Source organism: Achromobacter sp. JCM 18799 (assembly GCF_055395645.1).
The window spans coordinates 6,561,730-6,588,143 of sequence record NZ_AP043866.1 but is presented as its reverse complement, the minus strand read 5'-3'; the positions used below and the strand labels follow the sequence as shown (position 1 = coordinate 6,588,143).

The window sequence follows — 26,414 nt, the reverse complement described above, 5'->3', positions numbered from 1 at the left end:
CTTGAGTCACGAATGAGACGACGGCTCTTAAAATACAAACAAGAACCGTTTTCATTAATGTAACCAAATCAACTGACAGAACCCTGAACCTCGGGCCAGGGAAATCTGCGGATCATTGCGTTTGATCAAGCGGTGAAAGAGGTGCGGCCCCGGATGACTCAGAGCCCGAGAAACTTGAACGGCGCCGAGGGCTGGAAGTCGCGCGTGGCGTCGCCCGCAAACGTGTGGCGCTGATCCGGCCCCAGGTCCAGCTTCAGCACCTTGCCGCTTTCCGGGCTGAAATCGAGGGCCTTCAGATCCACCCAGAACGTGTTGGGCGTCAGGGCCGACTCAAAAAAATACAGTTTGCGCTGGTGGTCAAAGACCGTGCGCCAGCGGGTGGACGAGATATTGGGCTGTCCGGGCGTGCTGATGCCGTAGGGTACGGAGACGTTGCGTATCACGCTGAAGACGCTGGCCAGCGCCTTGTTGGGATCGGGATCCTTGGGGATGGCGTTGATGTAGAACGATGCCCGCACGAAACGATCGGCCGCGCGGTTGGTGCCCGGCAACATGGTGGTGCCGCCGATCTGCTGCCAATAGGCGTCGAGCGCGAGCTGCTGTTCGAACTGAGGCGAGTTGGTCATCACCTGGTAATCGCGGCTGTGGTGGATCACCTGGCGTCCGCCGATGTATTCGACGATGGCGCTGTCGCCGCTGGCGTCCGAGATCGACAGGTGCAGCGTCGTCAGGCGGTCCTCGCCGGGCACGTTGTCCGAGACGATGGTGTAGGGTTCCTGCTCCAGCGCGGCCACGGCTTCCTTGACGGTGGCGTAGTTGTCCAGCACGTACTGCGCCCACGCCGCGATGGTCAGGCCGGGCTTGCCCTTCGCATCGAATTGCGGGTACTGCGATTCGGCCAGCCACAGCAGATTGGCGCTCAGGCCCGCTTCGTTCACGCCGTCGGTGGTGGAGACGTCATACCCGGACGTGACCACGCTGCCGTAGCGCGAAGTCCAGCGCAGGGAGTTCGGGCCGGCCTCGCCGCTGCGCGCCATGCCGCGCGGCAATACCCACAGGTTGCTGGTGATGTCGTTCTTCCAGTCCATGGAGCGCGCGGTAACGACCTGCTGGTTGGCGCCATGGAAGACCACGCGCGTGCAAGCCCAAGCGGCGGGCGACGCGGACACGGCAGTCAAGCCGGCCAATGCCGCGCAGGCCAAGCGGGAAAACGCCTTGTTCAGTCTCATGCTTGCACTCCTGGGGTCGGTTCTTTTGCATGCCGCGCGAGCAAAAGGCCGCGCGCGATGATGAAAAAACACCCCAAGAACCGGATCTCCGTCCGGCTTTTGGGGTGTTGATCGATGAGGCGCGCGCCTGGCGCGGCCCCGCCGTTACTTGCGGCCGGGACCTTGCGTGCCGCCGGGCGTGAACGGGAAGGTCGAGAACATGGCGCGGGTCTGATCCTGCATCTGGTCCTGCATCTGCACGAACAGATTCTTGCTCTGGTCGATGTAGTTGTTCATCATGTTCTGCAGCATGGGCGTCTGCACGTTCATGAACTGGGTCCAGGCCTCGGGGCCGAACTGGCTGCCGTACAGGCCCTTGGACTGTTCCGCCATGCGTTGCTGGATTTCCATGAAGGCCTGGATGTTCTTTTCCAGGTAGGAACCCATGATGCCCTGCATGGCATGGCCGTAGAAACGGATGATCTGCGACAGCATGTTCGACGAGAACATGGGCATGCCGCCGCTTTCCTCTTCAAGGATGATCTGCAGCAGGATGCTGCGCGTCAGGTCTTCGCTGCTCTTGGCATCGACCACCTGGAATTCTTCGTTTGCCAGGACCAGTTGCTTGACATCTGCCAGGGTGATGTAGGTGCTGGTCCGGGTGTCGTACAGGCGACGGTTGGGGTACTTTTTAATCAGGCGCAGGCTGGCGCCGGTTTGTGCTTGCGTCATGGTTGTCCCCGGATCGGGCGATCTCTAAGGCTTCGGATAGGGTTAGTGTAATCCGGAGGGCCCTCTCCCCGAGGCCCTCCGGCGCCGACGGGCCGCCCGCTGGCGGTCCGCGATGGGTCAGCCCATGTGCAGGCCGCCATTGAGCGAGAAGTCCGCGCCCGTCGAAAAACCGGACTCGTCCGAGGCCAGCCACGACGTCATGGACGCGATTTCTTCCGGCGTGCCAAGGCGGCGCACCGGAATGGTGGCGACGATCTTTTCCAGCACGTCGGGGCGGATGGCGCGAACCATGTCGGTGCCGATGTAGCCGGGCGAGATCGTGTTGACGGTGACGCCCTTGCTGGCGACTTCCTGGGCCAGCGCCATGGTGAAGCCATGGATGCCGGCCTTGGCGGTCGAATAGTTCGTCTGGCCGAACTGGCCTTTCTGCCCGTTCACCGAGCTGATGTTGATGATGCGCCCCCACTGGCGTTCGACCATGCCGTCGATCACCTGTTTGGTCACATTGAACAAGCTGTTCAGGTTGGTGTCGATGACCGCGCGCCAATCGTCCGCGCTCATCTTGCGGAACAGGCCATCGCGGGTGATGCCCGCGTTGTTGACCAGCACGTCGACCGGGCCCAGCTCCTTCGTGACCCGTTCGAAGGCTTCCACCGTGGAGTCCCAATCGGACACGTTACCCACGGATGCGTAGAACGTGTAGCCCTGCGCTGCCTGCTCATCCAGCCATTGCTGGTAGTTGCGGCTGGGGCCGCAACCTGCCACCACGCGAAAGCCATCCTTGGCCAAGCGCTGGCAAATAGAGGTGCCGATACCGCCCATCCCGCCTGTTACGTAAGCCAGTTTTCCGCTCATTGGACTTCCTCCTGTGTGCGACGGACGCCTCGTTAATTAACCTTCTTCTCGTCTGGGCCTAACCGCTGGTCGCGGTTTCAGGCTGCCCGGACTTTCACATACCTGCCAGGCGCCGGCTCTATCGGCCGGTACTTGGCATTGCCCAATTTTTCGCGCGCCTTGACCTGCTTGCCCGAGTGGCCCGACAACCAGCCGGCCCAGTCGGGCCACCAGCTGCCCGGCGTCTCGACGGCCTGCGCGAACCACGTGTTCGGATCGCCAGGCAGATGATGGCCTGACTGTTCAAGCTTGTCAGCCGCCCAATAGCTGCGGCGCTTCTTCGCCGGAGGGTTGACCACGCCAGCGATGTGGCCGGATGCCCCCAGCACGAAGCGCTGCGGTCCGCGCAGCACCTGGGTCGACGCATACGCCGAGACCCAGGGCACGATATGGTCCTCGCGTGACCCGAAGATGTATGCCGGCATTTCCAGGCGCGTCAGGTCCAGCGGCAGGCCCGCGGCATGCGCGCGGCCCGGCACCTTGAGGTTGTTCTCCAGGTAGGTATTGCGGAAGTACCAGGAGAAGAACGGGCCAGGCAGATTGGTGCTGTCGCCATTCCAGAACAACAGGTCGAACGCGGGCGGCTTCTGGCCTTTCAGATAGTTGCCGACCACGTAATTCCAGACCAGCTCGTTGGGCCGCAGGAACGAGAACGTGGTGGCGAGATCGCGCCCGGGCATCAGCCCGCCCTGCCCCAATTGGTGGTCGCGCAGCAGCGCGTGGGCCTCGTCGACGAAGACGTTCAGGATGCCGGTATCGTGGAAATCCAGCAGCGAGGTCAGCAGCGTCAGCGATGCGACCGGATGCTCGCCGCGCGCCTCGGCCAGGGCCAGCGCGGAAGCCAGCATCGTGCCGCCGACGCAGAAGCCCAGCGCATTGACCTGCGGCTGTTTGGTGATGTCGCTGGCAACCCGCAGCGCCTGCAACACCGCGTCGTCCAGATAATCGGACCAAGTCGCGCGGTCCACGCCATCGGTGTCGCTGGATACCGGATTGCGCCAGGAAATCAGGAACACCGTAAAGCCCTGGTCCACCGCGTGCCGCACGAAGGAATTTTCGGGCTGCAGGTCCAGGATGTAGAACTTGTTGATGTTCGGCGGCACGATGACCAGCGGCCGTTCGTGCACGGTGGCGGTCGACGGCGCGTACTGGATGAGCTGGAACAACCGGTTTTCGAACACCACTTCGCCCGGCGTCACGGCGACGTTGCGGCCGATCTCGAACTGCGATTCGTCGGTCTGCGTGATGCGGCCTTTCTTGACGTCGCCCAGCAGATTGGCCAGCCCTTCGTTGAGCGCGCGGCCGGCGCTTTCGACGATGGATTGCTGGGCATCCGGGTTCAGCGCCAGGAAGTTCGACGGCGACAGCGCGTCGACCCATTGCATGATCGAAAAACGCAGGCGGTCGCGCATGGGCTCGCTGACTTGGGCCGCGTCGACCATGCGCGACATGGCGCGGGCCGACAGCAGATAGGTATGCGCCAGCAACAGATGCGAATGATTGGAGGCCCAGGCATCGCCCGAAAAACGGCGGTCTGGCGGCGGCGCAAGCGCGCCACGGCGGGCGTCATCGCAAAGGCGCTGCCACTCGCGGGAGAATTCGGCCTGAATGTCGGCCAGGACTTCCGGTGCCACGCTCACCGGAATGGGCCCTGCGGAGAGATTGGCATTCACTTCGACACCTTGTTATCGAAACTACGCGATTGATGTTGCATTCCGGGTCCGGGACTGTCAATGCGGGTATACAAGGAGGCCTGACAGGGTATGACGCAAGGCCGGCTGCGGGCCTTGCGCCAGATCAAACCGGGCCTAGCCAGGCCAGCAAAGCCATGCGTCCGGTTTCGCCGTCGCGGCGGTACGAGAAGAACCGATCCGCCCCCTCCACCGTGCACATCCCGCTCAAGGACACTTCTTGTACCCCGGCGCGGCGCAGGCGGAAATCAGCCAATCCGGCGAGGTCGGCCAGCCATTTTCCGGAAATGCCCGGCCGCGGCGTGAAGTACCGCAGGGTCGCGGGATCGTCCTTGGAGAAGGCGTCCAGCACGTCCTGGCCGACTTCGAACGCCTGCGGGCCGATGCCTGGCCCGACCCAGGCACGCCAGCCCGAGGCCTGCGGCGCCTTGGCGCGCATGGCCGCCAGCGTGTTCTCCAGCACGCCTCCCGACAGGCCGCGCCAGCCGGCATGCGCCGCGCCCAGCACCGTGCCTTGCGCATCGGCGATGACCACGGGCAGGCAATCGGCGACCATCACCGCCAGCACGCGGCCGGGCTGCGCCGTGACGCTGGCGTCGACCGCCGGCTCGTCCGGCAGGTCGGCCTGATCGGCATCCACCACTTCGCTGCCATGGACCTGGCGCAGCCACAAGGGTTCGGCCGGCAATGCGGCGCGCACGCGGCGACGGTTCTCGGTGACCGTGTCCGGGTCATCCCCGGCGCGGCGCCCCAGATTCAAGGTGTCGTGCGGCGCGACGCCGACGCCCCCTGCCCGGGTCGTGCAGAAGTAGTTCACGCCCGGCCATTGCGGGCCAGTCACCACCGGCAGGCCTGCCACTACGCGTTCCATGCAATCTCTTCCTGGACCAAGCTCATGTCGGGTGGCACGGCCGCGGTGAAGTCGACTTCGCCGCGGCCGCCCGGATCTTCGAAGTGCAGCGCGCGCGCATGCAGCATCTGCCGCTGCGCGCCCGCAATGTTCTTGCCGCCGTATAGCGTGTCGGCCAGCAGCGGGTGCCCCAGGCTGGCCATGTGCACGCGAATCTGATGGGTACGGCCGGTTTCCAGGCGGCACACCACTTCGGTGACGCGGCCGCCGGGATCCGCCTCGCCGCGGCGGGCGGGCATGTAATGGGTGATGGCGGGCTTGGGCGCCACCGGGCGCTCCACGCTCATGCGCACCGGGACGCGCGAATCGCGGCCGATGGGACGGTCGACCTTGCCGGCTCCGGCCAGCCAGCCGTGGGCCAGCGCCACGTACTCGCGGCCCATGCTGCGCGCCTGCAATTGACGCACCAGATGGGTCTGCGCAGTTTCGTTGCGCGCCACGACCATCAGGCCGGAAGTGTCCTTGTCCAGGCGGTGCACGATGCCGGCGCGCGCCACCTGCGCCAGTTCGGGATAGCGGTACAGCAGGCCGTTGAGCAGCGTGCCGCTCCAGTTGCCGGCGCCGGGATGCGTCACCAGGCCGGCAGGCTTGTTCACCACGATCCAGTCGGGGCTATCGGCCACGACCGCGAAATCCACGGGTTCGGGCGCGAAGGCCAGGGTTTCGGGCGCGGGCTGGGGCCAGACGGTGAGTTCATCGTCGGGGCCGACCGTCTGCCGGATCTTGCCCGGCTTGCCGTTCACGTGGACGTTGCCGGCCTCGATCCAGCCCTGCAGCCGGCTGCGGGAATGCTCGGGCATCAGCCCTGCCAGCACCTTGTCCAGCCGGTCGGCGCGCGTGCCGGAAGGCACTGTTACAAATTGCGGTTCCCCCCGCGGGTTTTCTTCGGAAATACCCAGGAGTTCGTCGTCGGAAACGAGATCCGCGCCGGAGGCTGTATCAGACATGGAGACAAATCATATAATCAGCCTTGCATGCTAACACCAAGGATACGATTCTCGTGATTCACCACTCCGCAGCTCCCTCGAATCCCGCCTCCCGAAGCGGGCCGGTCTTGCGCGTGGTTATCGCGCTGCTCGCCGTGATGGTCATCGCCGGTTGCGGCTCAAGCAACAGCAAGTACGACAAGACCACCAACTGGAGCGCCGAACAGCTCTACGCGGACGCCAAGGCGGAAATGGCCTCGGGCGGCTGGAAAGAAGCGCGCGAGCGTCTGACCGCGATCGAAAGCCGCTACCCCTTCGGCGTCTACGCCCAGCAAGCGCTGCTTGAGCTTGCCTACGTCAACTGGAAAGATGGCGAAAACGAGCAGGCCCTGGCCGCCATCGACCGCTTCCAGCAGCTTTACCCCAACCACCCCGGCACCGATTACGCCCTCTACCTGAAGGGCCTGATCAACTTCACCCCGGCCAGCGCCTTCATGAGCAGCATCACCGGCCAGGATCCCGCCGAGCGCGATCCCAAGGGCCTGCGCGCGTCCTACGACGCGTTCAACGAGCTGATCAAGCGCTACCCGGACAGCAAGTACACGGTGGATGCCGAGAAGCGCGTCGCCTGGCTGGTCAACACCATCGCCATGAACGAAGTGCACGTCGCCCGCTACTACTACGAACGCGGCGCCTACGTGGCCGCGGCCAACCGCGCGCAGACCGTCATCACCGACTTCGAAGGCGCCCCCGCCACCGAGGAAGCGCTCTACCTGATGGTCGAGTCCTACGACAAGCTCGGCCTGACCGAACTGAAGAACGACTCGCAGCGCGTGTACGACAAGAACTTCCCCAACAGCGACTTCAAGACCAAGGGTCTGAAGGCCGACAAGAGCTGGTGGAACCCGTTCAACTGACGTAACCGCCGCAGCGAAGAAAGCCCCTGCCACGACGCAGGGGCTTTTTTTTATGCCGGCGCGCCGCGCCGCAGGGCCTGCGGCGGCTGCCCGTAGATGCGGATGAAGGCGCGGCGCATGCGCTCCGTGTCGCCGAAACCCACCCGGCGCGCGATGGCATCCATGCCGGCGTCGCCCTCCTCGACCAGTTCGCGGGCAGCCTCGGCGCGCACGCGTTCCACGGCCTTGGCCGGGGTCTCGCCGGTTTCCAGCTTGAACTGGCGGCAGAACTGGCGCGGACTCAGGCAGGCCACGCCGGCCAGGCGCTCGATATCCAGGACTTCGTCCAGGTGCTGGCCCACGTGCGCCAGCACCTCGCGCATGCGTCCGCTGGCCGGCGCCAGGTCCTGCAGCGCCGAGAACTGCGACTGCCCGCCCGTGCGCCGGTGATAGACCACCATCTCGCGGGCGGTGGCGCGCGCGACCGCCTCGCCGTGGTCTGCCTGCACCATGGCCAACGCCAGGTCGATGCCGGCGGTGATGCCCGCCGAGGTCCAGACCGCGCGGTCCTCGACGTAGATGCGGTCCGCTTCCACCGCCAGCGCGGGATGGCGCTGCTGCAGTTCGGCGGCATGGCGCCAGTGGGTGGTCACGCGGCGCCCTTGCAGGATGCCGGCCTGCGCCAGCACGAAAGCGCCGGTGCAGACGCTGGCCACGCGCCGGCCGCGAGCGTGCGCGGCGCGCAGATAGGCCAGCATGGCCGGGGCCGCCTGGGGCTCGCGCGCGCCCTGGCCGCCCGGCACCAGCACGGTGTCGGCGCGCAGGCCGCGCCAGGACCGCGTCAACACGGGCACGCCGGCCGAACAGCGGACCAGGCCTCCCTCGGCCGATGCCACGGCCACCTCATAGGCGCCCGGCACCAGTTCGGCGGCGATCTGGAAGACCGACAGCGGCCCAGCCATGTCCAGCAGCTGGAAGTTGGGTACAGGCAAAATGCAGACGCGATGGGTCATGGCATGAAATGAGGGAAAATAGTCATTCTTGCCATAGTTTCCGGCGCTAGAGTGGGGCCTGTCAATCCTCCGGACTCCCACCAGCCATGACCTCCTCCACGCGCGGCCTGCGCAATGCCCGCATCCTCGCCGTCTGCCAGGGCCTGTACATCGCGGCGATCTCCATCGACCTGACCCTGACGGCGCTGACCGGCCAGATGCTGGCGCCGCATCCGGCGCTGGCCACGCTGCCGTTCGCGCTGATCACGGTGGCAGGCGCCGCGGTCACCTGGTATGCATCGCTGCTGATGCAACGCATCGGCCGCCGCGCGGGCTTCATGCTGGGATCGCTGGCGGGCGCGGCCGGCGGGCTGATTTCCGTGGCCGCGGTGTTCGCCAGCGACTTCTGGCTGTTCTGCCTGGGCACGGCGCTGGTCGGCGTGTTCCAGGCCTTCGCGCAGTACTACCGGCTGGCCGCCGCCGACGCGGTGCCCGCCGAGGCCAAGAGCCGCGCCATATCCGTGGTCTTGACGGGGGGCGTCATCGCCGCCATCGCGGGGCCGGCGCTGGCGGCCTGGGCCAAGGACCTCTTCCCCGCCGCGATCTTCTCCGGCGCCTATCTGATGGTGGCGCTGCTGGGAGTCGCCAGCGCGCTGCTGCTGATCGCCTACCGCGACCAGGAAGCCGCCGGCGGCCAGCCCGCCGGCACGCAGGCCGCGGACCTGCCGGCCCGTCCTTTGGGCGAGGTCATGCGGCAGCCGATATTCGTCGCGGCCCTGGCCAACAATGTCGTGGGTTCCGTATCGATGATGTTCGTCATGACGGCCGCGCCGCTGGCAGCGGTCGCCTGCCAGCACAGCATCGCCGACGGCGCCAGCATCATGCAGTGGCATCTGATCGGCATGTACGCGCCGGCCTTCTTCGCCGGCGCGCTGATCAACCGGTTGGGGCTGCCCCGCGTGCTCGGCATGGGCATGGCGCTGAACGCGGCCTGCTCGGTGATCGCGATGCAATCGACTTCGCTCACGGCCTTCCACGCGGCATTGTTCTGCCTGGGCGTGGGCTGGAACTTCATGTTCGTCGGCGGCACCACGCTGCTGGCGCAGTCCTACCGGCCCGCCGAACGGGCGCGCGTACAAGGGGCCGCCGAAATGCTGCGCTATGCCACCACCGCCCTGGCCACGCTGGCCGCGGGCCCGGCGCTCGCGCGCATGGGCTGGGAAACGTTGAATGCCGCCATGCTGCCCATCGTGGGCCTGGCCGCGGTCATGACCGGTTGGTGGGCGATGTCGCGGCGGACGGAACGGGTCGCGGCCTGAGGTGGCTGCCAGGGGCGCCCGCTGGCGCGGGCGATCCCCAGGGCCGGCTCATTGTGGCGTGAACGGCCGCTAGTCCTGAGGTTCCTGCTTGCGCCGGTAAAACGCCAGCACCTCTTCCAGTTCGCGCGTCCGCGCGAACGGCGGCAGTCCGCGCCACAGGCGCTTGCCATAAGGCTTTTCGACCAGGCGCGCGTCGCCCACCATGAGCACACCCCAGTCCGATTCCGTGCGGATCAGACGGCCGGCGCCCTGCTTGAGCGAGATCGCGGCTTCCGGCAGTTGGTATTCCGCAAAGGGATTGCCGCCATGCGCGCGGCAGGCGCGCAGCCGCGCCTCGATGACCGGATCGTCGGGCGGCGCGAACGGCAGCTTGTCGATCGCTACCAGCGTCAGCACGTCGCCGGGCAGGTCTATGCCTTCCCAGAAACTGGCGCTGCCCACCAGCACGGGGTGCTCCAGCTTGCAGAAGCGGTCCAGCAGATCGCGGCGCGTGCCCTCGCCCTGCTTGAGCAAGGGCCATTCATGGCCGGCATCGTCGAAGGCGTCCGCCAGCAGATTGGCAACCTTGTCCACCGCGCGCAGCGTCGTGCACAACACCAGCGTGCCGCCCGGGCTGGCCTCCAGCAGCGGCAGCAAGGTCTGCACGAAACGATCGAGGAACTGCGGCGACTGCGGTTCGGGCATGCCGCGAGGCACGAACAGCAAGGCCTGTTCGGGGTAGTCGAAGGGCGATTCCCATTTGCCCGTGCGCGCCTTCTCCAGCCCCAGCTGGCTGGTGAAGTGGGTGAACTCGCCGTTCACGGACAGCGTGGCCGAGGTCATGATCCAGGCCTGGCCCGGCTTGCGGTACTTGGAAAAAGCCTGCGCCACCGACAGCGGCGCCGAATGCAGGCGCACATGGTGCTGCCCGTGTTCGACCCAGCGCACCGCCGGACCGGTCCATTGTTCCGCGGCGGCCGCACCCTCCAGGATGGCGGCGGGCGTGGACAGCCCATCGCCCAGCGCCGATTGCGCGGCGGGTTCGGACGCCTGGTCATCGCGGCCCCAGCCTTCGTCGGCATGGTCCGCGCCCGCCCGCCCCGGCGTGGCCCAGCGTTTCAGGCGCACCGAGATCTCGGCGCCGCTGCGCGCGGCCGCCATCAGGTCCGGATGCTTTTCGGCCACCGCGCCCAGCGCCTTGGCCGCGCCGTCCACGGCCTCGCGCAGCGCCAGCAGCGCTTCATCGAATTCCTCGGGATTGGGGATGGCCTCGAAGGTGGCCTTGCGGCCCGGCATGCGGTCCAGCGGCGCACAGACCAGCCGCAGCTCGCGCGCCGCCGTTTCCACATGGCGGCTGACGTCGCTCCATTTGGCGGCTTCGCGGGCGTAGGCCAGGCCGGCCGCTTCCAACGCGCGGCCGAAATCCAGCAGCTGGTGCGTGGACACGCTGCTGCCCAGGAAGCGGGTGGCGGTGTCCGGCAGCTGGTGCGCCTCGTCGAAGATCACGGTGTCCGCTTCGGGCAGCAGATCGGTCACGCCCTCTTCGCGCAGCACCAGGTCTGCCATGAACAGGGCATGGTTGACGACCACCACGTCGGCTTCCTGCGCCTGGCGGCGCGCCTTCACCACGAAGCAGTCGCGGATGCGCGGGCATTCCTGGCCCAGGCAGTTCTCGCGCGTGGAGGTCACGCGCTGCCAGATGTCGGCGTCTTCCGGCACCTGCGCCAAGTCGCCGCGGTCGCCCGTCTTGGAGATGCCGGCGAATACCTGGATCTGGCGCAACTGCTGGATTTCGGTGCGCGACTTCAGCGCACGCTCGTCGCCCTGCAGGCGGTCCAGGTGGTAATGACAGACGTAGTTGCCGCGGCCCTTGAGCAGCGCGGCCGTCACCGGCGCGGCCAGCGCCGCGCGCACGCGCGGCAGGTCGCGGGCGAAAAGCTGGTCCTGCAAAGTGCGCGTACCGGTGGAAATCAGCACCTTGCCGCCCTGGATGAAGGCGGGTACAAGATAGGCCCAGGTCTTGCCGATGCCGGTGCCTGCCTCTGCCACCAAGGTGGCGCGGTCCTGGATGGCCTGCCCTATGGCCTGCGAGAGTTCGACCTGTGAAGGCCGGGGTTTGTAGCCAGGCAAGGCCGTGGCCAAAGGGCCTTCGGCATCAAAGAATTCGGAGATATCCAGGTCCAGCATAGCGAGTCAACGGTGAACCGGTGCCGGTTGCGGTTCGGGCGCCAGACACTTGGGTGGGAAAGGACCAAATGATACCCGCTGCCGGGCCGCGGATTGGCCGCCAGGCTGCCGCGAGGGGGACATATCCGTCCACCCTGGCACGTTTTGTAACAGCGGCTTATGGCACAATCCGCCCCTTGTTTTTCCTTTTTGTCGTCGTATCGAGATGTCTGAAACTTCCGCTATCACGTACGTCGCCGCCGGCGTCGACAACGCCCGCATCGTCGCGCAGCTCGCCACCGAGCTGGGTACGCGCGCCTCCCAGATCGCTTCGGCGGTGGAACTGCTGGACGATGGTGCCACCGTGCCCTTCATCGCCCGTTATCGCAAGGAAGCCACGGGCGGCCTGGACGATACCGTGCTGCGCAATCTCGAAGTGCGCCTGGGCTATCTGCGCGAACTCGAAGAGCGCCGCGGCTCCATTCTTGAATCCATCTCGCAGCAGGGCAAGCTGACGCAAGCGCTGCAGCAGGAAATCGCCACGGCCGACACCAAGCAGCGTCTGGAAGACTTGTACGCGCCGTACAAGCCCAAGCGCCGCACCCGTGCGCAGATCGCGCGCGAAGCGGGCCTGGAGCCGTTGGCCGACGGCATCCTCGCCGATCCCGCCTGCGACCCCGCCGCGCTGGCCGCGCAGTACCTGAATCCCGAAGCGTCCATCAACGACGCCAAGGCCGCGCTCGACGGCGCGCGCGACATCCTGGCCGAGCGCTACGCGGAAAACGCGGACCTGCTGGCCGACATGCGCGAGCACCTGTGGTCCACCGGACTGATCCATTCCAAGATGGTCGACGGCAAGGAAACCGAGGGCGCCAATTTCCGCGACTGGTTCGACTTCAACGAACCGCTGCGCACCCTGCCCTCGCACCGCATCCTGGCGCTGCTGCGCGGCCGCCAACAAGGCGTGCTGGAATTGCGCCTGGGCCTGGAAGCCGAACTGGAAGCGCAGACGCCGCATCCCTGCGTGGCCCGCATCGCCGGCTTCCTGAAGCTGGGCAACGGCCTGTTCGCGCTGGACGCCACGCCGCGCGCGCGCTGGCTGGGCGAAGTCTGCCGCTGGACCTGGCGCGTGAAGCTGCTGACGGCGTTCGAAAGCGAACTGATCGGCCGCCTGCGCGAAAGCGGCGAAGCCGAAGCCATCCGCGTGTTCGCCGCCAACCTGAAGGACCTGCTGCTGGCCGCGCCCGCCGGCCCCAAGGCCGTGCTGGGCCTGGACCCCGGCATCCGCACCGGCTGCAAGGTCGCCGTGATCGACCAGACCGGCAAGGTCGTGGACACCACCACGGTCTACCCGTTCGAGCCGCGCCGCGACCGCGAAGGCACCATCAACACGCTGGCCGCCCTGGTGGCGCGCCACAAGGTCGACCTGATCGCCATCGGCAACGGCACCGCCTCGCGCGAAAGCGAGAAGCTGGTGGGCGACATGATGGAACGCTTCCCGGACCTGAAGGTCACCCGCGTGGTGGTCTCCGAAGCCGGCGCTTCCGTCTATTCGGCTTCCGAAACCGCGGCCCAGGAATTCCCCGACCTGGACGTGACGCTGCGCGGCGCCGTGTCCATCGCCCGCCGCCTGCAGGATCCGCTGGCCGAACTGGTCAAGATCGATCCCAAGGCCATCGGCGTGGGCCAGTACCAGCACGACGTCAACCAACGCGAGCTGGCGCGTTCGCTGGACGCCGTGGTCGAGGATTGCGTGAACGCCGTGGGCGTGGACGTGAACACCGCGTCGGCCGCCCTGCTGGCCCGCGTGTCCGGCCTGAATTCGCTGCTGGCCAAGAACATCGTTGCCTGGCGCGACGAGAACGGCGCCTTCCCGACCCGCGAGATCCTGCGCAAGGTGCCGCGCTTTGGCGACAAGGCGTTTGAACAAGCCGCGGGCTTCCTGCGCATTCCCAACGGCGACAACCCGCTGGATGCCTCGTCGGTCCACCCCGAAGCCTATCCGGTGGTCGAACGCATCGTCGCCAAGATCAAGGCCGAGGTGAAGCAGATCATCGGCCAGCGCGAAGCGCTCAAGGGCGTGTCGCCGTCCGACTTCACCGACGAGCGCTTCGGCCTGCCGACGGTGCGCGACATCTTCGCCGAACTGGAAAAGCCCGGCCGCGATCCGCGTCCGGAATTCAAGACGGCGCAGTTCAAGGAAGGCGTCGAAACGCTGAACGACCTGTACCCGGGCATGGTGCTGGAAGGCGTTGTGACCAACGTGGCCAACTTCGGCGCGTTCGTGGACATCGGCGTGCATCAGGACGGCCTGGTCCACATCTCGGCCCTGGCCGAGAAGTTCGTGAAGGATCCGCGCGACGTCGTGCGGGTGGGCCAGACGGTCAGCGTGAAGGTGCTGGAAGTGGACGTGGCGCGCAAGCGCGTCGCGTTGACCATGCGCCTGAACGACACCGCGGCTCCCGCCCGCCGCAGCGGCGACGCGCCCAAGGGCGGCGACCGCAACCGCCGTCCGCAGGGCGACGGCGGCCGCGCCGGCGCCGGGGCCGGCGCAGGCATGAACAGCGCCATGGCGGACGCCTTCGCCAAGCTCAAGCGCTGAGCGAGCACCGCCCCACGGAAAACCGGCGCCTGATGCGCCGGTTTTTTTTTGCCTAGGGCTTACCCGTAAAGAGACAGGTTACTTGCGTAGTCTCAAGCCAAACCTATCAAAAATGATAGAAAATATCTAATTGTGTCCAAATAATAAAACCCGGCGGCGCCAGGCCGCAAGGCGGCACAAGCCCCCCGCGAGCAGGCGCGCCATGGCGCGCAGCGCCTGCCGGGGAGCAGCACAAGAACAACAGCGCCCTGCCCCGAACGACCGGAGATCCGCCCCGCCATGTCCCATACCATCACGCTTGCCGCCAATGAAACGGCAACCCTCGCCGCCAAGGAAACCAACGCCAGCGGCGTCTATAGCGAAATCACCCTGGGCCAGTATTCGCACCTGCTTGTCGACGGCGCCGAAGTCAGCTTCAAGCACATCACGCTGGAGCGGCTGGGCAGCCGCATCATCGAACTGAGCAATGGGGCGCAGCTGCACGTCGGCGCACTGGGATTCGCCAGCATGGGCGCCAGCATCACCTACCGCATCGGCGCGGGTTGCGCGCTGACCTTCGACGCCAGCCAATGGGACCCGGAAGTGGTCGCCAACACCACCTTCGATTTCGCCAGCCAGGGCAGCGGCACGCTGAAGTACTTCCCGTTCATCAATCCGGAATGGCTGGATTGCCCGAACGTCACCGGCTACACGGAAGGCGACATGCTGGAAATCGCCGGCCAGGGCAGCGCGCAGCGCTTCCAGGTGCGCGACGGGCGCATCGTGGCCAGCGCCCGCGCGGCCTGAACCGCCGGGCCGGCTGCGCGCCGGCCCCTTGGGTTTATTCCTGCGACAAAGACGACAGCGCAGCGCGCGCGCGTTCCAGCAAGGCGCCGGACTCGCCCTGCGCGCCTGCCGGCGCGGTGGCCACGGCCACGCCGTCGATCATCGCGGCATAGCCCTGCCCGTCAGCCTGCAGCACCGCATCGGCCGGTTCCGACTGCAGGCGGCGCATCAGCGCGCCGGCTTCCTTCGGATCGGCGAAACGCTGCGACAGCAGCAGTTCCTCGCCGTCGGCGGCCAGCAGGCGGAAACGGAAGCCGCCGTCTTCATCGCGGAAGCTGACGAAGCGCGCGCCCTTGCCCTTTTCCTTCTTGGGCTGCGCGGCCTTGGCGCCCGAGCCGGCTTCCAGGTTGCGCAGGCCCACGGCCTGGCGCAGTTCCTGCATGAACGGCGTGGCCAGCTTGCGCGCCTTGGCGGCGCCGGCCTGCAGAATGTCTTCGATGCGGCCGGGGTTGGCCATCAGGTCGAAGTACTTTTCGCGCATGGGCGCCAGCAGGTTTTCCAGATGGTCGTACAGCGCCTGTTTGGCTTCGCCCCAGCCCATGCCTTCTTCGAGCTGCTTGCGCAACGCGGCGGCCTGCTCGTGCGTGGCGAAGGCGCGATAGATGGTGTACAGGTGCGAGTTCTCAGCGTCCTTGGGCTCGCCCGGCGCGCGCGAGTCGGTCACGATGCGCATCACCGCCGCGCGCAGCGCGCTGGCGCCGCCTTCGAACAGCGGAATGGTGTTGTTGTAGCTCTTGGACATCTTGCGGCCATCCAGGCCCGGCAAGGTCGCCACGTCCTCTTCGATCACGACTTCCGGCAGCGTGAAGTAGTCGCGGCCGTACAGGTGGTTGAAGCGCTGGGCGATGTCGCGCGCCATTTCCAGATGCTGGATCTGGTCGCGGCCCACCGGCACCTTGTTGGCGTTGAACATGACGATGTCAGCGGCCATCAGCACCGGGTACGAAAACAGGCCCATGGTCACGCCATCGTCCGGCTCCAGGCCCTTTTCCATGTTCTGGTCCACCGACGCCTTGTAGGCGTGCGCCCGGTTCATCAGGCCCTTGGCGGTGACGCAGTTCAACAACCAGGTCAGTTCGGGGATCTCGGGGATGTCCGATTGGCGGTAGAAGGTCACGCGCTCGTGGTCCAGGCCCACCGCCAGCCAGGTGGCGGCGATTTCAAGGCGCGAGCGCGCCACGCGGGCGGGATCGTCGCACTTGATGAGGGCGTGGTAGTCCGCCATGAAGAAGAATGCGTCCACGCCGGGCTGCGCGCTGGCCTGGACGGCGGGACGGATCGCGCCCGCGTAGTTGCCGAGGTGGGGAGTTCCAGAGGTGGTGATGCCGGTGAGGACGCGGGTATTCATGAGGCGAAGAGGCGTTTGCTAGGGGAAACGCCCAGTGTAACGTGCCGGGCGCGCGGCTACAGGACGGCCAGCACCGGCGCCGCCAGCGCGCACAGCCCGCCCGCGGTCAGCGCGGCGCGCGGCCGGAACGTCAGGAACCAGATCAGCAGCAGCCCGGCGATGCTGAGTATGCCGATCCATTCGACCGTGCCGTAGCTCCAACCCCAGACCGCCGCCGAGGCGCACAGGGACAGGGCCAGCGCCCCCCAGCCAAACAGGCGCAGGGGCAGCCGATGACGCCGCGGCAGAGCGCGGTCGAACAGGTCTTCGTAGTGGCGGTCCATGCCCAGGCACAGGGCGGAAAAGCCCGCATAGGCCAGGCAGAAGGCGGCTAGCGTCATGGCGTATCACCTCTAGGTTCGTAGGCGGGCTGGGCCGGCGCGGCCTGCGGCTGGACCGCCGGCTTGATCGCGGCGCGGCCCTTGGCGGGCGCTTTGGCGCCCACCTTGCCAGCGCGGGCCGCCTTGCGCGCCATCCAGGCCAACAGCAGCGCCCCGGCCAGGCAGGTCAGGTCGAAACCGGCCATGACCCAGTCGCCCGCGGGCAGCGACACGCCCAGATGGCGCGAGGTCGTCAGGGCATTGACCACGGGCACCAGCGCCAGGGCAACGGCTGCGGCGGCCAGCAGGTCGCGCCATTTGCGGTGCTGGAACAGGAAGGCGTAGACCAGCGACAGCCCCCAGGCGGCGAAGAAGGCGCGAGACTCCCAGAACTGTCTGCCCGGCAGGTCGACGGGCAAGAGGCGGTTGGCCCAGAAAAAGGCCGCGATCGAGATGAACAGGCCCGCGATCGTGCCGGCGTTGAGCGCATCCACCAACCGCAGCGAGAATGCTTCGCGCGCGCCCGGACGTGCCTTCTGCCGCCGTTTGGCGATCCACAGAACCAGGCCCGTGCCCACCATGGCCGTGCCCGCCATGCTGACCAGGAAATAAAGCCAGCGCAAGAACGGTTCGGCAAACAGACCCAGGTGCAGGCCGACGATGACGCCCGCCGTACGCGCCGTGGCGCCGAGTTCGTCCTCGCTTTCCCGCAGTGCGCCCGTGACGCCGTCAAAGCGCATGTAGGGCGCCAGCTTGCCGAACGACACGCCGTCGGCAGCGTCGCGCACCAGGGTCACGGTCGCGCCGGCATCGCCGGGATGGTTGACGGTGATGCGCCCCACCCGGCCGCCTTGCCAGTGCTGCTGCGCCTGCTCCACCAACGGCGCAAGCGCGATCAGCGGCGCCGGCTCGTTGCGCGCGGGCGTGATCCTGAACGACTTGAAAACGTCGTCGGAATACTGCCGCGGGCTCTCGTAGACGGCCAGGATGCCGGCCGGCATCAGCATGGCCATGAACAGCACCAGCCCGCTGAACGTGATCATCAGGTGGAACGGCAGCCCCAGCACGGACAAGGCGTTGTGGCCGTCCATCCAGGCGCGCTGCCCGCCTTTCCCGGGCCGGAACGTGAAGAAATCGGTGAAGATCTTCTTGTGGGTGATGATGCCGCTGATGATGGCCACCAACATGAACATGCCGGCGATGCTGGCCAGCCAGCGCCCCCAGGGAAACGCGGTTTCCAGTTCGAAATGGAAGCGATAGAAGAAGTCGCCGCCGCGAGTCTCGCGCGCGGTCACGGCCTGGCCGGTGGCCGCATCCAGCTTCACGCGCACGAAGCCGCGTTCACCCGGCTTGGGCTTGGGCACCTGGTAAAGCAATTGGACCGACGGCTCGCGGTCGGACGGCGGCGTGATGAACCAGCGCGTGGCGTCGGGCGCGTGTTCGGCCAGGTAGTTTTGCGCGGCGGCCACGGACTGCGCAGCAGGCGCGGGCCGCACCTGGATCTCGGGCTGCATCCAGGCCGTGATCTCGGGGCGGAAGAACGCCAGCGTGCCGGTCAGGAACATCGCAAACAGCACCCAGCCGAAGATCAGCCCCGACCAGGTATGCAGCCAGGACATGGATTGGCGCAGGCCTTCCTCGCCCGGCGCCCTTTCCACTTTCGCCTTCATGCCGCCCCCGTTGCCCGGCCGGCCAGGAACAGCGCGCCCATCAAGGCAGCGGGCAACAGCACGCCGGCCCAGGCGCGCCAGGCATTGCGCGTGGCAAAGACCCAGATCACGCCGCAGGCGTAGAACACGAAGGACAGCATCTGCGCCGTGACCACGGCGTCCGGCCGCCGCATGGGCAGCCAGATCGCCAGGCAGGCGGCGGCCGCCGACGCCAGGGCGTAGCCGCCCAGGATGGCGGCCGCCGCCCTGGAAAAGACGGCCAGACGGTAGCGCATCATGCCTGCGCCGGCAGCGGGAGCTTTCACTGGGACACGTTGAAGGTAGTGGTGGAAACGTAGCGGATCTTGGCGTAGGCACGGCCGTCGGCCTCGCCCGGCTTGTCTTCGACGTGGGCGGCTTCGAGCACGTACTGGCCGGGCCACGGCGTGGTGATCTCGATGCGGCCGTTCTCGTCGCTGTGGAAGCGCTTCTCCCACTTGGGCGGGCCGAAAACGGTGACTTCCGTCTTCGCCAGCGGCTTGCCCTTGAACTGCAGCACGAAGGCGTTGGTCCCGGCCGCGACCGGCACGAGCTCCAGGTCCAGCTTGCCCTCGGTGTCCGCGCGGCCCGCCTTGGCGCCGTACTGCACCAGGGTGTCCTTGAACTGGTAGGCCTGGCGCAGACGCACGTCGCCCTTGCCCGCCGCCGCGAATTCCAGGAAATCCGCGCCTTCGCCCGAAGTCTTCAGCGCCTTGCCGTCGGCGCCCGTCACGACCGGTGCGACCATGATCTTGCCGAGCAGGCCGTCGCGCTTTTCGCGCACATCATCCGCCCATTCCCCGAAATACGCCTTGGCCGGTCCCTCGGCGCTGCGTTCCAACCAAACAAAATGCGCCTGCGCGGCCCCTGCCGTGCTCAACAAGGCGATGGCAGCCAAGGTTCTTGCGAATGTCATTGTTGATTTCCTTTAGAGGACCGGATCGGACCAGCCCCGCGGCCCGGGTCCGATTCGGAGGGTTTAAATTATAACCATTCTCACTTCGAAATAGCGGCAAGGCTTACCAGCGATAGCGCAGGCTGGCCTTGATGGAGCGCTGGTAGCCGTACCAGCACCAGGAATCGCCCGAGCACGAGGCGATGTATTCCTTGTCGAAAAGGTTCTGCACGTTCAGCGCCACCTGCATGCCCTTGAGCGACGGCGACGCGCGGCCCAGGTCATAGTCCAGCATCAGGTCGAACAACGTGACCGACGGCACCTTCAGCGTGTTGGTCTCGTTGGCATACGAGGAACCGATGTAGCGCACGCCGCCGCCCACGCCCACGCCCGCCAGCGGACCTTCCTGCAACTGGTAGCGGGCCCAAGCGGACGCCTGTTGCGAAGGCACGCCCACGGGCGTCTTGCCCTTCAGGTTCAGGCCCGCGGCGTTGGGATAGCCCTTGGAGTACTCGTTGTCCATCAGGGAGTACGCAGCCACCAGCGTCAGGCCGCGCAGGGGCTCGGTCTTGGCTTCGAGCTCGATGCCCTGCGTGCGCAGTTCGCCCGCCTGGATCGAGCAGCGTCCGCCGGCCGTACCGCAGATATGGGTCGGATCCGGATCGGTGGTGGTCATGTTCTCGCGGCGGATGTCGAACGCCGCAAACGACAGCAGCGTGGCGCTGCCCGGCGGCTGGTACTTGATGCCAACCTCGTACTGATTGCCCTCGATCGGCTTGAACGGCTTGTTCTGCCAGCCCGTGCCGGACTGCGGCTCGAACGATTCCGAATAGCTGAAGTACGGCGCCACGCCGTTGTCGAAGTTGTAGATCGCACCCAGGCGGCCCGTGAACTTCTCCGCATTCAGCGAGGACGGCGCGACCCGTCCGGTGGCGATCGTGGTGGTCTCACCCACGGTGCGCGACCAGTCGTAGCGTCCGCCCAGCAACACCGACAGGCGGTCGATCTTGATCTGGTCCTGGAAGTACAGGCCGGTCTGGTACTGCTTGGAGGTTGCGTCCGACGAGAACGCCGGCACCGGGATGTTCTGATGATTGTTCGGGTTCAGCACATCCAGCGCGGGCGCGGTGCCGAAGCCGGACAGCGTGTCGGTCTTGACGTGCTGGTAGTCAAAACCCAGCAACGTAGTATGGGCGAAGGGACCGGTGTTGAAGCGCGCCTGCACGTTGTTGTCCAGCACCAGCGCGCCCACGTCCACGTCGGTCGCGATCGACGCACGCTGCTGGTAGCGGTAGGTCTTGTCGGTGTAGCCGTAGTTGTTGGTCATGGCGCCGTAGATGCTGCGGTACTGCGCTTCCGCGCGCGTCCAGCGCAGGCTTTGCGATGCCTTGATGTTGTCGTTGAAACGGTGCTCCAGCACGTAGCCCAGCGAATAGCTCTTGCGATCGCTCTTTTCGAAGTTGGCGTCGCCGTCGTAGTAATCGGCCGGCAGGCGGATGCCGTCGGGCGCGGAAAGCAGCGTGCGCATGGCCGGCACGCTGCCGTAGGAACCCATGTCGGGATCGCGCTGGAAATTGGTCAGCACCGTCAGCGTCGTGTCGCCGCTGGGCTTCCAGGTAAAGGCCGGCGACACGAAGTAGCGGCGTTCCTTGGTGTCCTTGACCTGGCCGTCGGACATGTAGCCCGAGCCGACCAGGCGGTACAGGAACTTGCCGTCTTCATCGACCGGACCGCCGAAATCGAAGTTGGCGCGGCGGTAGTCGTAGTTGCCGACCTGCACCTCGACCTCGCGCAGCGTCTCTTCCAGCGGGCGCTTGCTGACCTGGTTGACCACGCCGCCCGGACCGCCCTGCCCGTACATGACGGAGGCCGGTCCCTTCAGCACGTCCACGCGCTCCAGCCGATAGGCGTCCACCTGCGGCAAGGCGTCGCGGCCGCCAAATACCCGCAGGCCGTCCAGATACGTCGACGCCGAAAAGCCGCGCACGCTGAACTGGTCCAGGCGCGTAGCAGTGGCGCCGCGCGATTCCGTGGCCACGCCCGCGGTGTAGCGCAGAACCTGGTTCAGCGTCTGCGCGCCCTGCTCCGTGATCTGCTCGCGCGTGACGACCGATACCGACTGCGGCGTTTCGATCAGCGGCGTGTCGGTCTTGGTGGCGCTGGCGCTCACCGTGGCGACATAGCCCACCGTCGTGATCGGGCTGTCGGACAGGCCGGACACGGTCACTGGCGCCAGCGTGGGCGTGTCGCCCCCGGGCGCGGCGACCTGCACCAGGGTCCAGGTATTGCCCGATTGCGCGCGCGCCTGCAGGCCGCTGCCCGACAGGATGCGGGCGAATCCCGCGCCCACCGAATAGGCGCCGTCCAGCCCGTCCGAGCGGCGTCCCCGCACCAGCGCGGGGTCGAACGACAGGACCACGCCGGCGCTGCGCGCGAACTGCGTCAGGGCATCGGCCAAGGAGCCGGCAGCGATCTGGTAGCTGCGCGGCGCATTCGCGGAGGCGGGCGCCGGCTGCGCCCAGGACTGCGGCATGCCGGCGGCAAGCCCGCCCGCGCACATGGCGGCCAGCAGGGCCACGCGGCCGGCGGACAAGGGGGCGCGCAAGCGCGGGTGAGATGAAACGGACACAAAACTCTCCCTGTACGGTGGTATCTATCCCTGCCTTCCGTACGGGATCGGAAAACCTGCAAGCCGCAGGCAAAAAAATTTGTAACGCTCAGGCCTCGCGCGGACCGACCTGCAGCCAATACTGCGTATGTCGTGTCACGCGGATGGGCAAGGCGGGCTCCAGCGCCTTGAGCGCACGCTCGGCGTCGTCCAGCGGGAACACGCCCGACAGCCGCAGGCCGGCCACCGCCGGGTCCACCCGGATCATGCCCAACCGCTGGCGCGCCAGGTATTGCGCGAAATAGTCCAGGCGCCAGTCCTTGGCCACCACCAGCCCGTCGGTCCAGGCCAGCCGGTCGGAATCGGATGCAAGACGGCCGACGTCGCCGTGTTCGGAGAATTGCAGGCGCTCCCCGGCTTCCGCATGGGTGACCGCGCCGCCGCGCAAAAGCGCCAGACTGCCTTCGTACACGCCCACGCGCGCGCCTTCGGCGGTGCGGCGCAGATCGAAGCGCGCCTGCTCGACGCGTAGCTCGCCATGCCCCGTATCCACGCGCAGCGCCGCCATGCCGGGCCGCATTTCGGCCCGCACCAGCACTTCGCCACGCAGCAGGTCCATGCCGCGGGCATCGCCCTGCACATGCAGGCGCACCGCGCTGTCGCTGTTCAAGGTGATGTGCAGCCCATCCGCCACCGCTACCGCCAGCCGCTCACCGACGCCCGTGCTGAGGTCCGCCGCCAGCCGCTGCCACGGCGTATGGCGGTAGGCAGCCCAGCCGGTAAAAGCCGTGCCGCCGATAGCCAGCAGTCCGCGCAACACCGTGCGACGGCCGGTCGATCGGGGCGAGGACGATGCGGAGCGCGTCAGCGCACCATGCGCCAATGCCGCCGGCACGCGGCGCGCGTCCTGGCTGATGCGCTGCAAGCGGTCCCACGCGCAGCGGTGCGCGGGGTCTTGCGCCAGCCATGCCTCACAGGACTGGCGTTCCGCCGCGCCGGCCAGGCCGGATTGCAATCGCACCCACCAGGCGATCGCCTGGCCCGCAACGGGGTCCGCGGCGGGATCCGCGGCGCTAGTCATCAAAGGCCGCGTAGCACGCGGTCATGGCGCGCACCATGTATTGCTGCACCGAACTCAAGGAAACCTCGAGCCGCCGGGCGATCTCGGGATAGGTCAGCCCGTCGAGCTGCGACAGCAGGAACGCGGATCGGGCCTTGGGCGGCAGGCCGTCCAGCAAACGGTCCAGCCGCGCCAGCGATTGCAGCTGCTCGGTTTGTTCCTCGGGGGATGGCGCATAGGCCTCGGGAATGGCGGCCAGATAGGCGAGATAGGCCCGTTCCAGCGCCGCATGCCGCTGGTGGTCCACTACCAGACCCTTGGCAATGGTGGTCAGCAGCCCGCGCGCTTCGGTGGCGCGCACCGCCTTGCGGCCCTGGATCACCCGCAGGAACACGTCCTGCGCCAGGTCTTCGGCGCGGTGCTCGCAGCCCAGCCTGCGGCGCAGCCAGCCGAACAGCCAGGAGCGATGATCGCGGTACAGGCCATCGACGGGCGCGGCGGGAGGGTCGGTGCGCGCGGCCGATGCGGACAGGAGGGTGGAAGACACGTTGGAAACTGCGGTGCTGGACCAGAAGTCTCCAAATCTTAATTGATAATGACTTGTATTACCAATTTCAACCGCGATCTGCCCGGAAAATCCGGACAGATGCGGCGCGACTACAACGACACGGTGTGGCGGCGTTCCGACTCCAGGTACTCGCGCGACTGCATTTCTAGGATGCGCGAGACGGTGCGGTGGAATTCATTGGCCAGCGCGCCTTCCGTGTAGATCTCCTCGGGTTCGCATTCGGCGGACATGATGAGCTTGACGCGGTGGTCGTAGAACACGTCGATCAGCCAGGTGAAGCGGCGCGCCTCGGAAGCCTGGCGCGGTCCCATGCGGGGTACGCCCGACAGGATCACCGCGTGGAAGCGATTGGCCAATTCCAGATAATCGTTCTGCGAACGCGGCCCGCCGCAAAGCGTGGCGAAATCGAACCACACCACCGACCCGCCCAGCGCCAGCGCGCGGATCTCGCGGTGTTCGATGTGCAGCACCGGATCCTGGGGCGACGTATCGGCCAGGCTGTCGAACGCTTCCTGCAAAGCGTTCTGGGCACGCTCGTCCAGCGGCGTGTGATAACACTGCACCTGTTCCAGCGAGCGGCGGCGGTAGTCCACGCCGGCGTCCACGTTCATGATGTCCATGCGCGCCTGGATCAGCTGGATCGCGGGCAGGATGCGGTCGCGGTGCAGGCCGTCCGGATACAGAGTCGAGGGTTCGTAGTTGGACGTCATCACGAAGGACGTGCCGTACTCGAACAGCTTGAACAGCAGCCGGTGCAGGATCATCGCGTCGGCCACGTCGGATACGTGGAACTCATCGAAGCAGATCAGGCGGTAGCGCTTGGCCACGCGCCTGGCCACCTCGTCCAGCGGATCCTGCATACCCTTCACTTCTTCGAGTTCGCGGTGCACGCCGCGCATGAATTCGTGGAAGTGCAGGCGCGTCTTGCGCACCACGGGCACGGTGGCGTAGAAAGCGTCCATCAGGAAGCTCTTGCCCCGCCCCACTCCGCCCCACAGGTACACGCCGCGCGGCACGTCGGGGCGGTTCAGCAGCTTCTTCAGCGCGTTCGAGCGCATCGACTTGAACTTGACCCATTCGTCGAAATAGCGCTGCAGCCGGTCGATCGCCTTTTTCTGGGCTTCGTCGGGCTTGTAGCCGCGTTCGGCCAGGGCGTGTTCGTAGTATTCGCGGACGTTCATGTGGGAGCAGGAAAAGCAGAATGAAAAAAGGGCGGATCCGTGAACCCGCCCCCGTCTTGCATCGGCTATGCGCGTATCAGAAGTTCAATGCGCGCTTGTCCACGGCCAATGCGGCTTCCTTCACGGCTTCCGACAGCGTCGGGTGCGCGTGGCAGATGCGGGCGATGTCTTCGGCCGCGCCACGGAATTCCATGATGGTCACGGCTTCCGAGATCAGTTCCGAGGCCATCGGGCCCACGATGTGCACGCCCAGGACCTCGTCGGTCTTGGCATCGGCGATCACCTTGGCAAAGCCGGTGGTGTCGCCCAGCGCGCGGGCGCGGCCGTTGGCCAGGAAGGGGAAGCTGCCAGCCTTGTACTCGCGGCCTTCGGCCTTGAGCTGCTGTTCGGTCTTGCCGACCCAGGCGATTTCCGGCGAGGTGTAGATCACCCACGGCACGGTGTCGAAGTTGACATGGCCGTGCTGGCCGGCGATGCGCTCGGCAACCGCCACGCCTTCTTCCTCGGCCTTGTGCGCCAGCATCGGACCGCGCACCACGTCGCCCACTGCCCAGACGTTCGGCAGGTTGGTCTTGCAGTCGCCGTCCACGGCGATGAAGCCGCGCTCGTCGAGCTTCAGTCCCACGGTGTCGGCGTTCAGGCCGCCGGTGTAAGGCACGCGGCCGATCGAGACGATCAGCTTGTCGACCACCAGCTTCTGCTCGGCGCCCTTGGCGTCGACGTAGGGCACGGTGACGGACTTGGCGGTCGCCTTGATCTCGCCGATCTTGACGCCCATCTGGATGTTCAGGCCTTGCTTGGTGAAGGCCTTGAGGGCTTCCTTGGCCACCTGGCCGTCAGCCGCGGCCAGGAATTCCGGCATGGCTTCCAGGATGGTGACTTCGGAACCCAGGCGGCGCCACACGCTGCCCATTTCCAGGCCGATCACGCCGGCGCCGATCACGCCCAGCGTCTTCGGCACGGCGCCGATGTTCAGCGCGCCGTCGTTGGACAGCACGACCTTTTCATCGAACGGCAGGCCGGGCAGCTCGCGCGCCGACGAACCGGTGGCGACCACGACATGCTTGGCAACCAGGTCTTCCTCGGCGGTGCCGGTGACCTTGATGGCCCAGCCGCCTTCCACCTGGCCGGCGAACGCGCCCTTGCCATGGAAGAACGTGACCTTGTTCTTCTTGAACAGGTACAGGATGCCGTCGTTGTTCTGCTTGACCACCGTGTTCTTGCGGCCGATCAGCGTGTCGAGCTTCAGGCTGACGCCCTTGACTTCGATGCCGTGCTCGGCGAAGTGGTGGTTGGCTTGTTCGTAGTGTTCGGACGATTGCAGCAGCGCCTTGGACGGGATGCAACCGACGTTGGTGCAGGTGCCGCCGGGTGCCGGGCCGCCTTGGCCGTTCTGCCAGGCGTCGATGCAAGCCACCGACATGCCGAGCTGCGCGGCGCGGATGGCGGCGATGTAGCCGCCGGGGCCCGCGCCGATGACGACGACGTCAAATTGTTTGGACATAGTGTTCTCGCGAAGAGGTATTGAGTGGAACACGCCCCGCCCTGCGGGCCGGCATGGAGCCGG

At 66.7% G+C, this 26,414-nt stretch carries 22 protein-coding genes; 4 read left to right on the top strand and 18 right to left on the bottom strand.

What is annotated here, in order from left to right; translation table 11 throughout:
- Window positions 1-158: 158 nt before the first annotated feature.
- The 6 genes from ACZ5YA_RS31165 to ACZ5YA_RS31140 form a co-directional block, all read right to left on the bottom strand.
- Window positions 159-1,229 carry a linear amide C-N hydrolase gene (locus tag ACZ5YA_RS31165; RefSeq protein ID WP_059374605.1) on the bottom strand — a complete coding sequence of 357 codons (1,071 nt, stop codon included), beginning with the start codon at window positions 1,227-1,229 and terminating at the stop codon, window positions 159-161.
- A gap of 144 nt (window positions 1,230-1,373) precedes the next feature.
- On the bottom strand, window positions 1,374-1,940 hold the full coding sequence (gene phaR, locus ACZ5YA_RS31160) for a polyhydroxyalkanoate synthesis repressor PhaR (protein ID WP_059374607.1): 567 nt from the start codon (window positions 1,938-1,940) through the stop codon (window positions 1,374-1,376).
- A 117-nt stretch (window positions 1,941-2,057) separates the two neighbouring features.
- Window positions 2,058-2,795, bottom strand: a complete 738-nt coding sequence (gene phbB, locus ACZ5YA_RS31155) for an acetoacetyl-CoA reductase (protein WP_054450805.1) — start codon at window positions 2,793-2,795, stop codon at window positions 2,058-2,060.
- Between the two features lie 77 nt (window positions 2,796-2,872).
- Window positions 2,873-4,507 carry a class I poly(R)-hydroxyalkanoic acid synthase gene (gene phaC, locus ACZ5YA_RS31150; RefSeq protein ID WP_059374608.1) on the bottom strand — a complete coding sequence of 545 codons (1,635 nt, stop codon included), beginning with the start codon at window positions 4,505-4,507 and terminating at the stop codon, window positions 2,873-2,875.
- 124 nt (window positions 4,508-4,631) lie between these two features.
- Window positions 4,632-5,396 carry a peptidoglycan editing factor PgeF gene (gene pgeF / locus ACZ5YA_RS31145; protein ID WP_118934239.1) on the bottom strand — a complete coding sequence of 255 codons (765 nt, stop codon included), beginning with the start codon at window positions 5,394-5,396 and terminating at the stop codon, window positions 4,632-4,634.
- Complete coding sequence (locus ACZ5YA_RS31140; protein ID WP_118934240.1) at window positions 5,384-6,382, bottom strand: RluA family pseudouridine synthase; 999 nt, start codon at window positions 6,380-6,382, stop codon at window positions 5,384-5,386. Before ACZ5YA_RS31140 ends, pgeF begins: the two co-directional genes overlap by 13 nt.
- A 137-nt stretch (window positions 6,383-6,519) precedes the next feature.
- Here ACZ5YA_RS31140 and ACZ5YA_RS31135 point away from each other — a divergent pair, with 137 nt between their 5' ends.
- A complete protein-coding gene (locus ACZ5YA_RS31135; protein WP_240633409.1) occupies window positions 6,520-7,278 on the top strand; it encodes an outer membrane protein assembly factor BamD in 759 nt (252 codons plus the stop codon).
- Between the two features lie 50 nt (window positions 7,279-7,328).
- Here ACZ5YA_RS31135 and ACZ5YA_RS31130 read toward each other — a convergent pair whose 3' ends face one another.
- On the bottom strand, window positions 7,329-8,270 hold the full coding sequence (locus ACZ5YA_RS31130; RefSeq protein ID WP_118934241.1) for a GlxA family transcriptional regulator: 942 nt from the start codon (window positions 8,268-8,270) through the stop codon (window positions 7,329-7,331).
- 86 nt (window positions 8,271-8,356) lie between these two features.
- Between ACZ5YA_RS31130 and ACZ5YA_RS31125 the strand changes: the two genes are divergently transcribed.
- A complete protein-coding gene (locus tag ACZ5YA_RS31125) occupies window positions 8,357-9,568 on the top strand; it encodes an MFS transporter (protein WP_059374617.1) in 1,212 nt (403 codons plus the stop codon).
- Window positions 9,569-9,637: 69 nt separating this feature from the next.
- Here ACZ5YA_RS31125 and ACZ5YA_RS31120 read toward each other — a convergent pair whose 3' ends face one another.
- Window positions 9,638-11,734, bottom strand: coding sequence for an ATP-dependent DNA helicase (locus ACZ5YA_RS31120; RefSeq protein WP_464091683.1), 2,097 nt, complete (start codon window positions 11,732-11,734; stop codon window positions 9,638-9,640).
- Between the two features lie 205 nt (window positions 11,735-11,939).
- Here ACZ5YA_RS31120 and tex point away from each other — a divergent pair, with 205 nt between their 5' ends.
- Together tex and ACZ5YA_RS31110 are read left to right on the top strand one after the other, a co-directional pair.
- On the top strand, window positions 11,940-14,315 hold the full coding sequence (gene tex, locus ACZ5YA_RS31115) for an RNA-binding transcriptional accessory protein Tex (RefSeq protein WP_059374621.1): 2,376 nt from the start codon (window positions 11,940-11,942) through the stop codon (window positions 14,313-14,315).
- A gap of 279 nt (window positions 14,316-14,594) precedes the next feature.
- Entirely contained in the window at window positions 14,595-15,101 is a 507-nt protein-coding gene (locus ACZ5YA_RS31110; protein WP_059374623.1) for a hypothetical protein, read from the top strand.
- A 34-nt stretch (window positions 15,102-15,135) separates the two neighbouring features.
- Here ACZ5YA_RS31110 and ACZ5YA_RS31105 read toward each other — a convergent pair whose 3' ends face one another.
- From ACZ5YA_RS31105 to lpdA, 10 genes are all read right to left on the bottom strand, one after another.
- Window positions 15,136-16,488 carry a tryptophan--tRNA ligase gene (locus tag ACZ5YA_RS31105; protein ID WP_251877319.1) on the bottom strand — a complete coding sequence of 451 codons (1,353 nt, stop codon included), beginning with the start codon at window positions 16,486-16,488 and terminating at the stop codon, window positions 15,136-15,138.
- 56 nt (window positions 16,489-16,544) lie between these two features.
- Window positions 16,545-16,868: a DUF3325 domain-containing protein gene (locus tag ACZ5YA_RS31100; protein WP_054450784.1), complete on the bottom strand. Its 324-nt coding sequence runs from the start codon at window positions 16,866-16,868 to the stop codon at window positions 16,545-16,547.
- A complete protein-coding gene (locus tag ACZ5YA_RS31095) occupies window positions 16,865-18,517 on the bottom strand; it encodes a PepSY-associated TM helix domain-containing protein (protein WP_251877321.1) in 1,653 nt (550 codons plus the stop codon). The genes ACZ5YA_RS31100 and ACZ5YA_RS31095 overlap by 4 nt, the downstream gene beginning before the upstream one ends.
- Complete coding sequence (locus tag ACZ5YA_RS31090) at window positions 18,514-18,795, bottom strand: DUF3649 domain-containing protein (protein WP_059374627.1); 282 nt, start codon at window positions 18,793-18,795, stop codon at window positions 18,514-18,516. The genes ACZ5YA_RS31095 and ACZ5YA_RS31090 overlap by 4 nt, the downstream gene beginning before the upstream one ends.
- Before the next feature lie 23 nt (window positions 18,796-18,818).
- Entirely contained in the window at window positions 18,819-19,451 is a 633-nt protein-coding gene (locus tag ACZ5YA_RS31085) for a DUF4198 domain-containing protein (RefSeq protein ID WP_118933986.1), read from the bottom strand.
- A gap of 103 nt (window positions 19,452-19,554) precedes the next feature.
- Complete coding sequence (locus ACZ5YA_RS31080; protein WP_464092883.1) at window positions 19,555-21,990, bottom strand: TonB-dependent siderophore receptor; 2,436 nt, start codon at window positions 21,988-21,990, stop codon at window positions 19,555-19,557.
- 157 nt (window positions 21,991-22,147) lie between these two features.
- Window positions 22,148-23,119, bottom strand: coding sequence for a FecR domain-containing protein (locus ACZ5YA_RS31075; RefSeq protein WP_306633657.1), 972 nt, complete (start codon window positions 23,117-23,119; stop codon window positions 22,148-22,150).
- The gene (locus ACZ5YA_RS31070; protein WP_251877328.1) at window positions 23,112-23,645 is read right to left on the bottom strand and encodes a sigma-70 family RNA polymerase sigma factor; all 534 of its coding nucleotides are present in this window, start codon (window positions 23,643-23,645) and stop codon (window positions 23,112-23,114) included. The genes ACZ5YA_RS31075 and ACZ5YA_RS31070 overlap by 8 nt, the downstream gene beginning before the upstream one ends.
- Window positions 23,646-23,755: 110 nt before the next feature.
- Window positions 23,756-24,847 (bottom strand): cell division protein ZapE, encoded by a 1,092-nt coding sequence (gene zapE / locus ACZ5YA_RS31065; RefSeq protein WP_464091682.1) that lies wholly within the window; start codon window positions 24,845-24,847, stop codon window positions 23,756-23,758.
- Between the two features lie 76 nt (window positions 24,848-24,923).
- Entirely contained in the window at window positions 24,924-26,351 is a 1,428-nt protein-coding gene (gene lpdA / locus ACZ5YA_RS31060; protein ID WP_059374636.1) for a dihydrolipoyl dehydrogenase, read from the bottom strand.
- Window positions 26,352-26,414 lie beyond the last annotated feature (63 nt).

Coding starts and splice junctions, on each gene's coding strand:
- ACZ5YA_RS31130 (WP_118934241.1), bottom strand. CDS start 8,270: ATGACCCATCGCGTCTGCATTTTGCCTGTACCCAACTTCCAGCTGCTG.
- ACZ5YA_RS31135 (WP_240633409.1), top strand. CDS start 6,520: ATGGTCATCGCCGGTTGCGGCTCAAGCAACAGCAAGTACGACAAGACC.
- ACZ5YA_RS31110 (WP_059374623.1), top strand. CDS start 14,595: ATGTCCCATACCATCACGCTTGCCGCCAATGAAACGGCAACCCTCGCC.
- ACZ5YA_RS31125 (WP_059374617.1), top strand. CDS start 8,357: ATGACCTCCTCCACGCGCGGCCTGCGCAATGCCCGCATCCTCGCCGTC.
- lpdA (WP_059374636.1), bottom strand. CDS start 26,351: ATGTCCAAACAATTTGACGTCGTCGTCATCGGCGCGGGCCCCGGCGGC.
- ACZ5YA_RS31140 (WP_118934240.1), bottom strand. CDS start 6,382: ATGTCTGATACAGCCTCCGGCGCGGATCTCGTTTCCGACGACGAACTC.
- ACZ5YA_RS31080 (WP_464092883.1), bottom strand. CDS start 21,990: ATGTGCGCGGGCGGGCTTGCCGCCGGCATGCCGCAGTCCTGGGCGCAG.
- ACZ5YA_RS31105 (WP_251877319.1), bottom strand. CDS start 16,488: ATGAATACCCGCGTCCTCACCGGCATCACCACCTCTGGAACTCCCCAC.
- zapE (WP_464091682.1), bottom strand. CDS start 24,847: ATGAACGTCCGCGAATACTACGAACACGCCCTGGCCGAACGCGGCTAC.
- phaR (WP_059374607.1), bottom strand. CDS start 1,940: ATGACGCAAGCACAAACCGGCGCCAGCCTGCGCCTGATTAAAAAGTAC.
- pgeF (WP_118934239.1), bottom strand. CDS start 5,396: ATGGAACGCGTAGTGGCAGGCCTGCCGGTGGTGACTGGCCCGCAATGG.
- ACZ5YA_RS31095 (WP_251877321.1), bottom strand. CDS start 18,517: ATGAAGGCGAAAGTGGAAAGGGCGCCGGGCGAGGAAGGCCTGCGCCAA.
- phbB (WP_054450805.1), bottom strand. CDS start 2,795: ATGAGCGGAAAACTGGCTTACGTAACAGGCGGGATGGGCGGTATCGGC.
- ACZ5YA_RS31100 (WP_054450784.1), bottom strand. CDS start 16,868: ATGACGCTAGCCGCCTTCTGCCTGGCCTATGCGGGCTTTTCCGCCCTG.
- ACZ5YA_RS31165 (WP_059374605.1), bottom strand. CDS start 1,229: ATGAGACTGAACAAGGCGTTTTCCCGCTTGGCCTGCGCGGCATTGGCC.
- ACZ5YA_RS31075 (WP_306633657.1), bottom strand. CDS start 23,119: ATGACTAGCGCCGCGGATCCCGCCGCGGACCCCGTTGCGGGCCAGGCG.
- ACZ5YA_RS31120 (WP_464091683.1), bottom strand. CDS start 11,734: ATGCTGGACCTGGATATCTCCGAATTCTTTGATGCCGAAGGCCCTTTG.
- ACZ5YA_RS31090 (WP_059374627.1), bottom strand. CDS start 18,795: ATGATGCGCTACCGTCTGGCCGTCTTTTCCAGGGCGGCGGCCGCCATC.
- ACZ5YA_RS31085 (WP_118933986.1), bottom strand. CDS start 19,451: ATGACATTCGCAAGAACCTTGGCTGCCATCGCCTTGTTGAGCACGGCA.
- tex (WP_059374621.1), top strand. CDS start 11,940: ATGTCTGAAACTTCCGCTATCACGTACGTCGCCGCCGGCGTCGACAAC.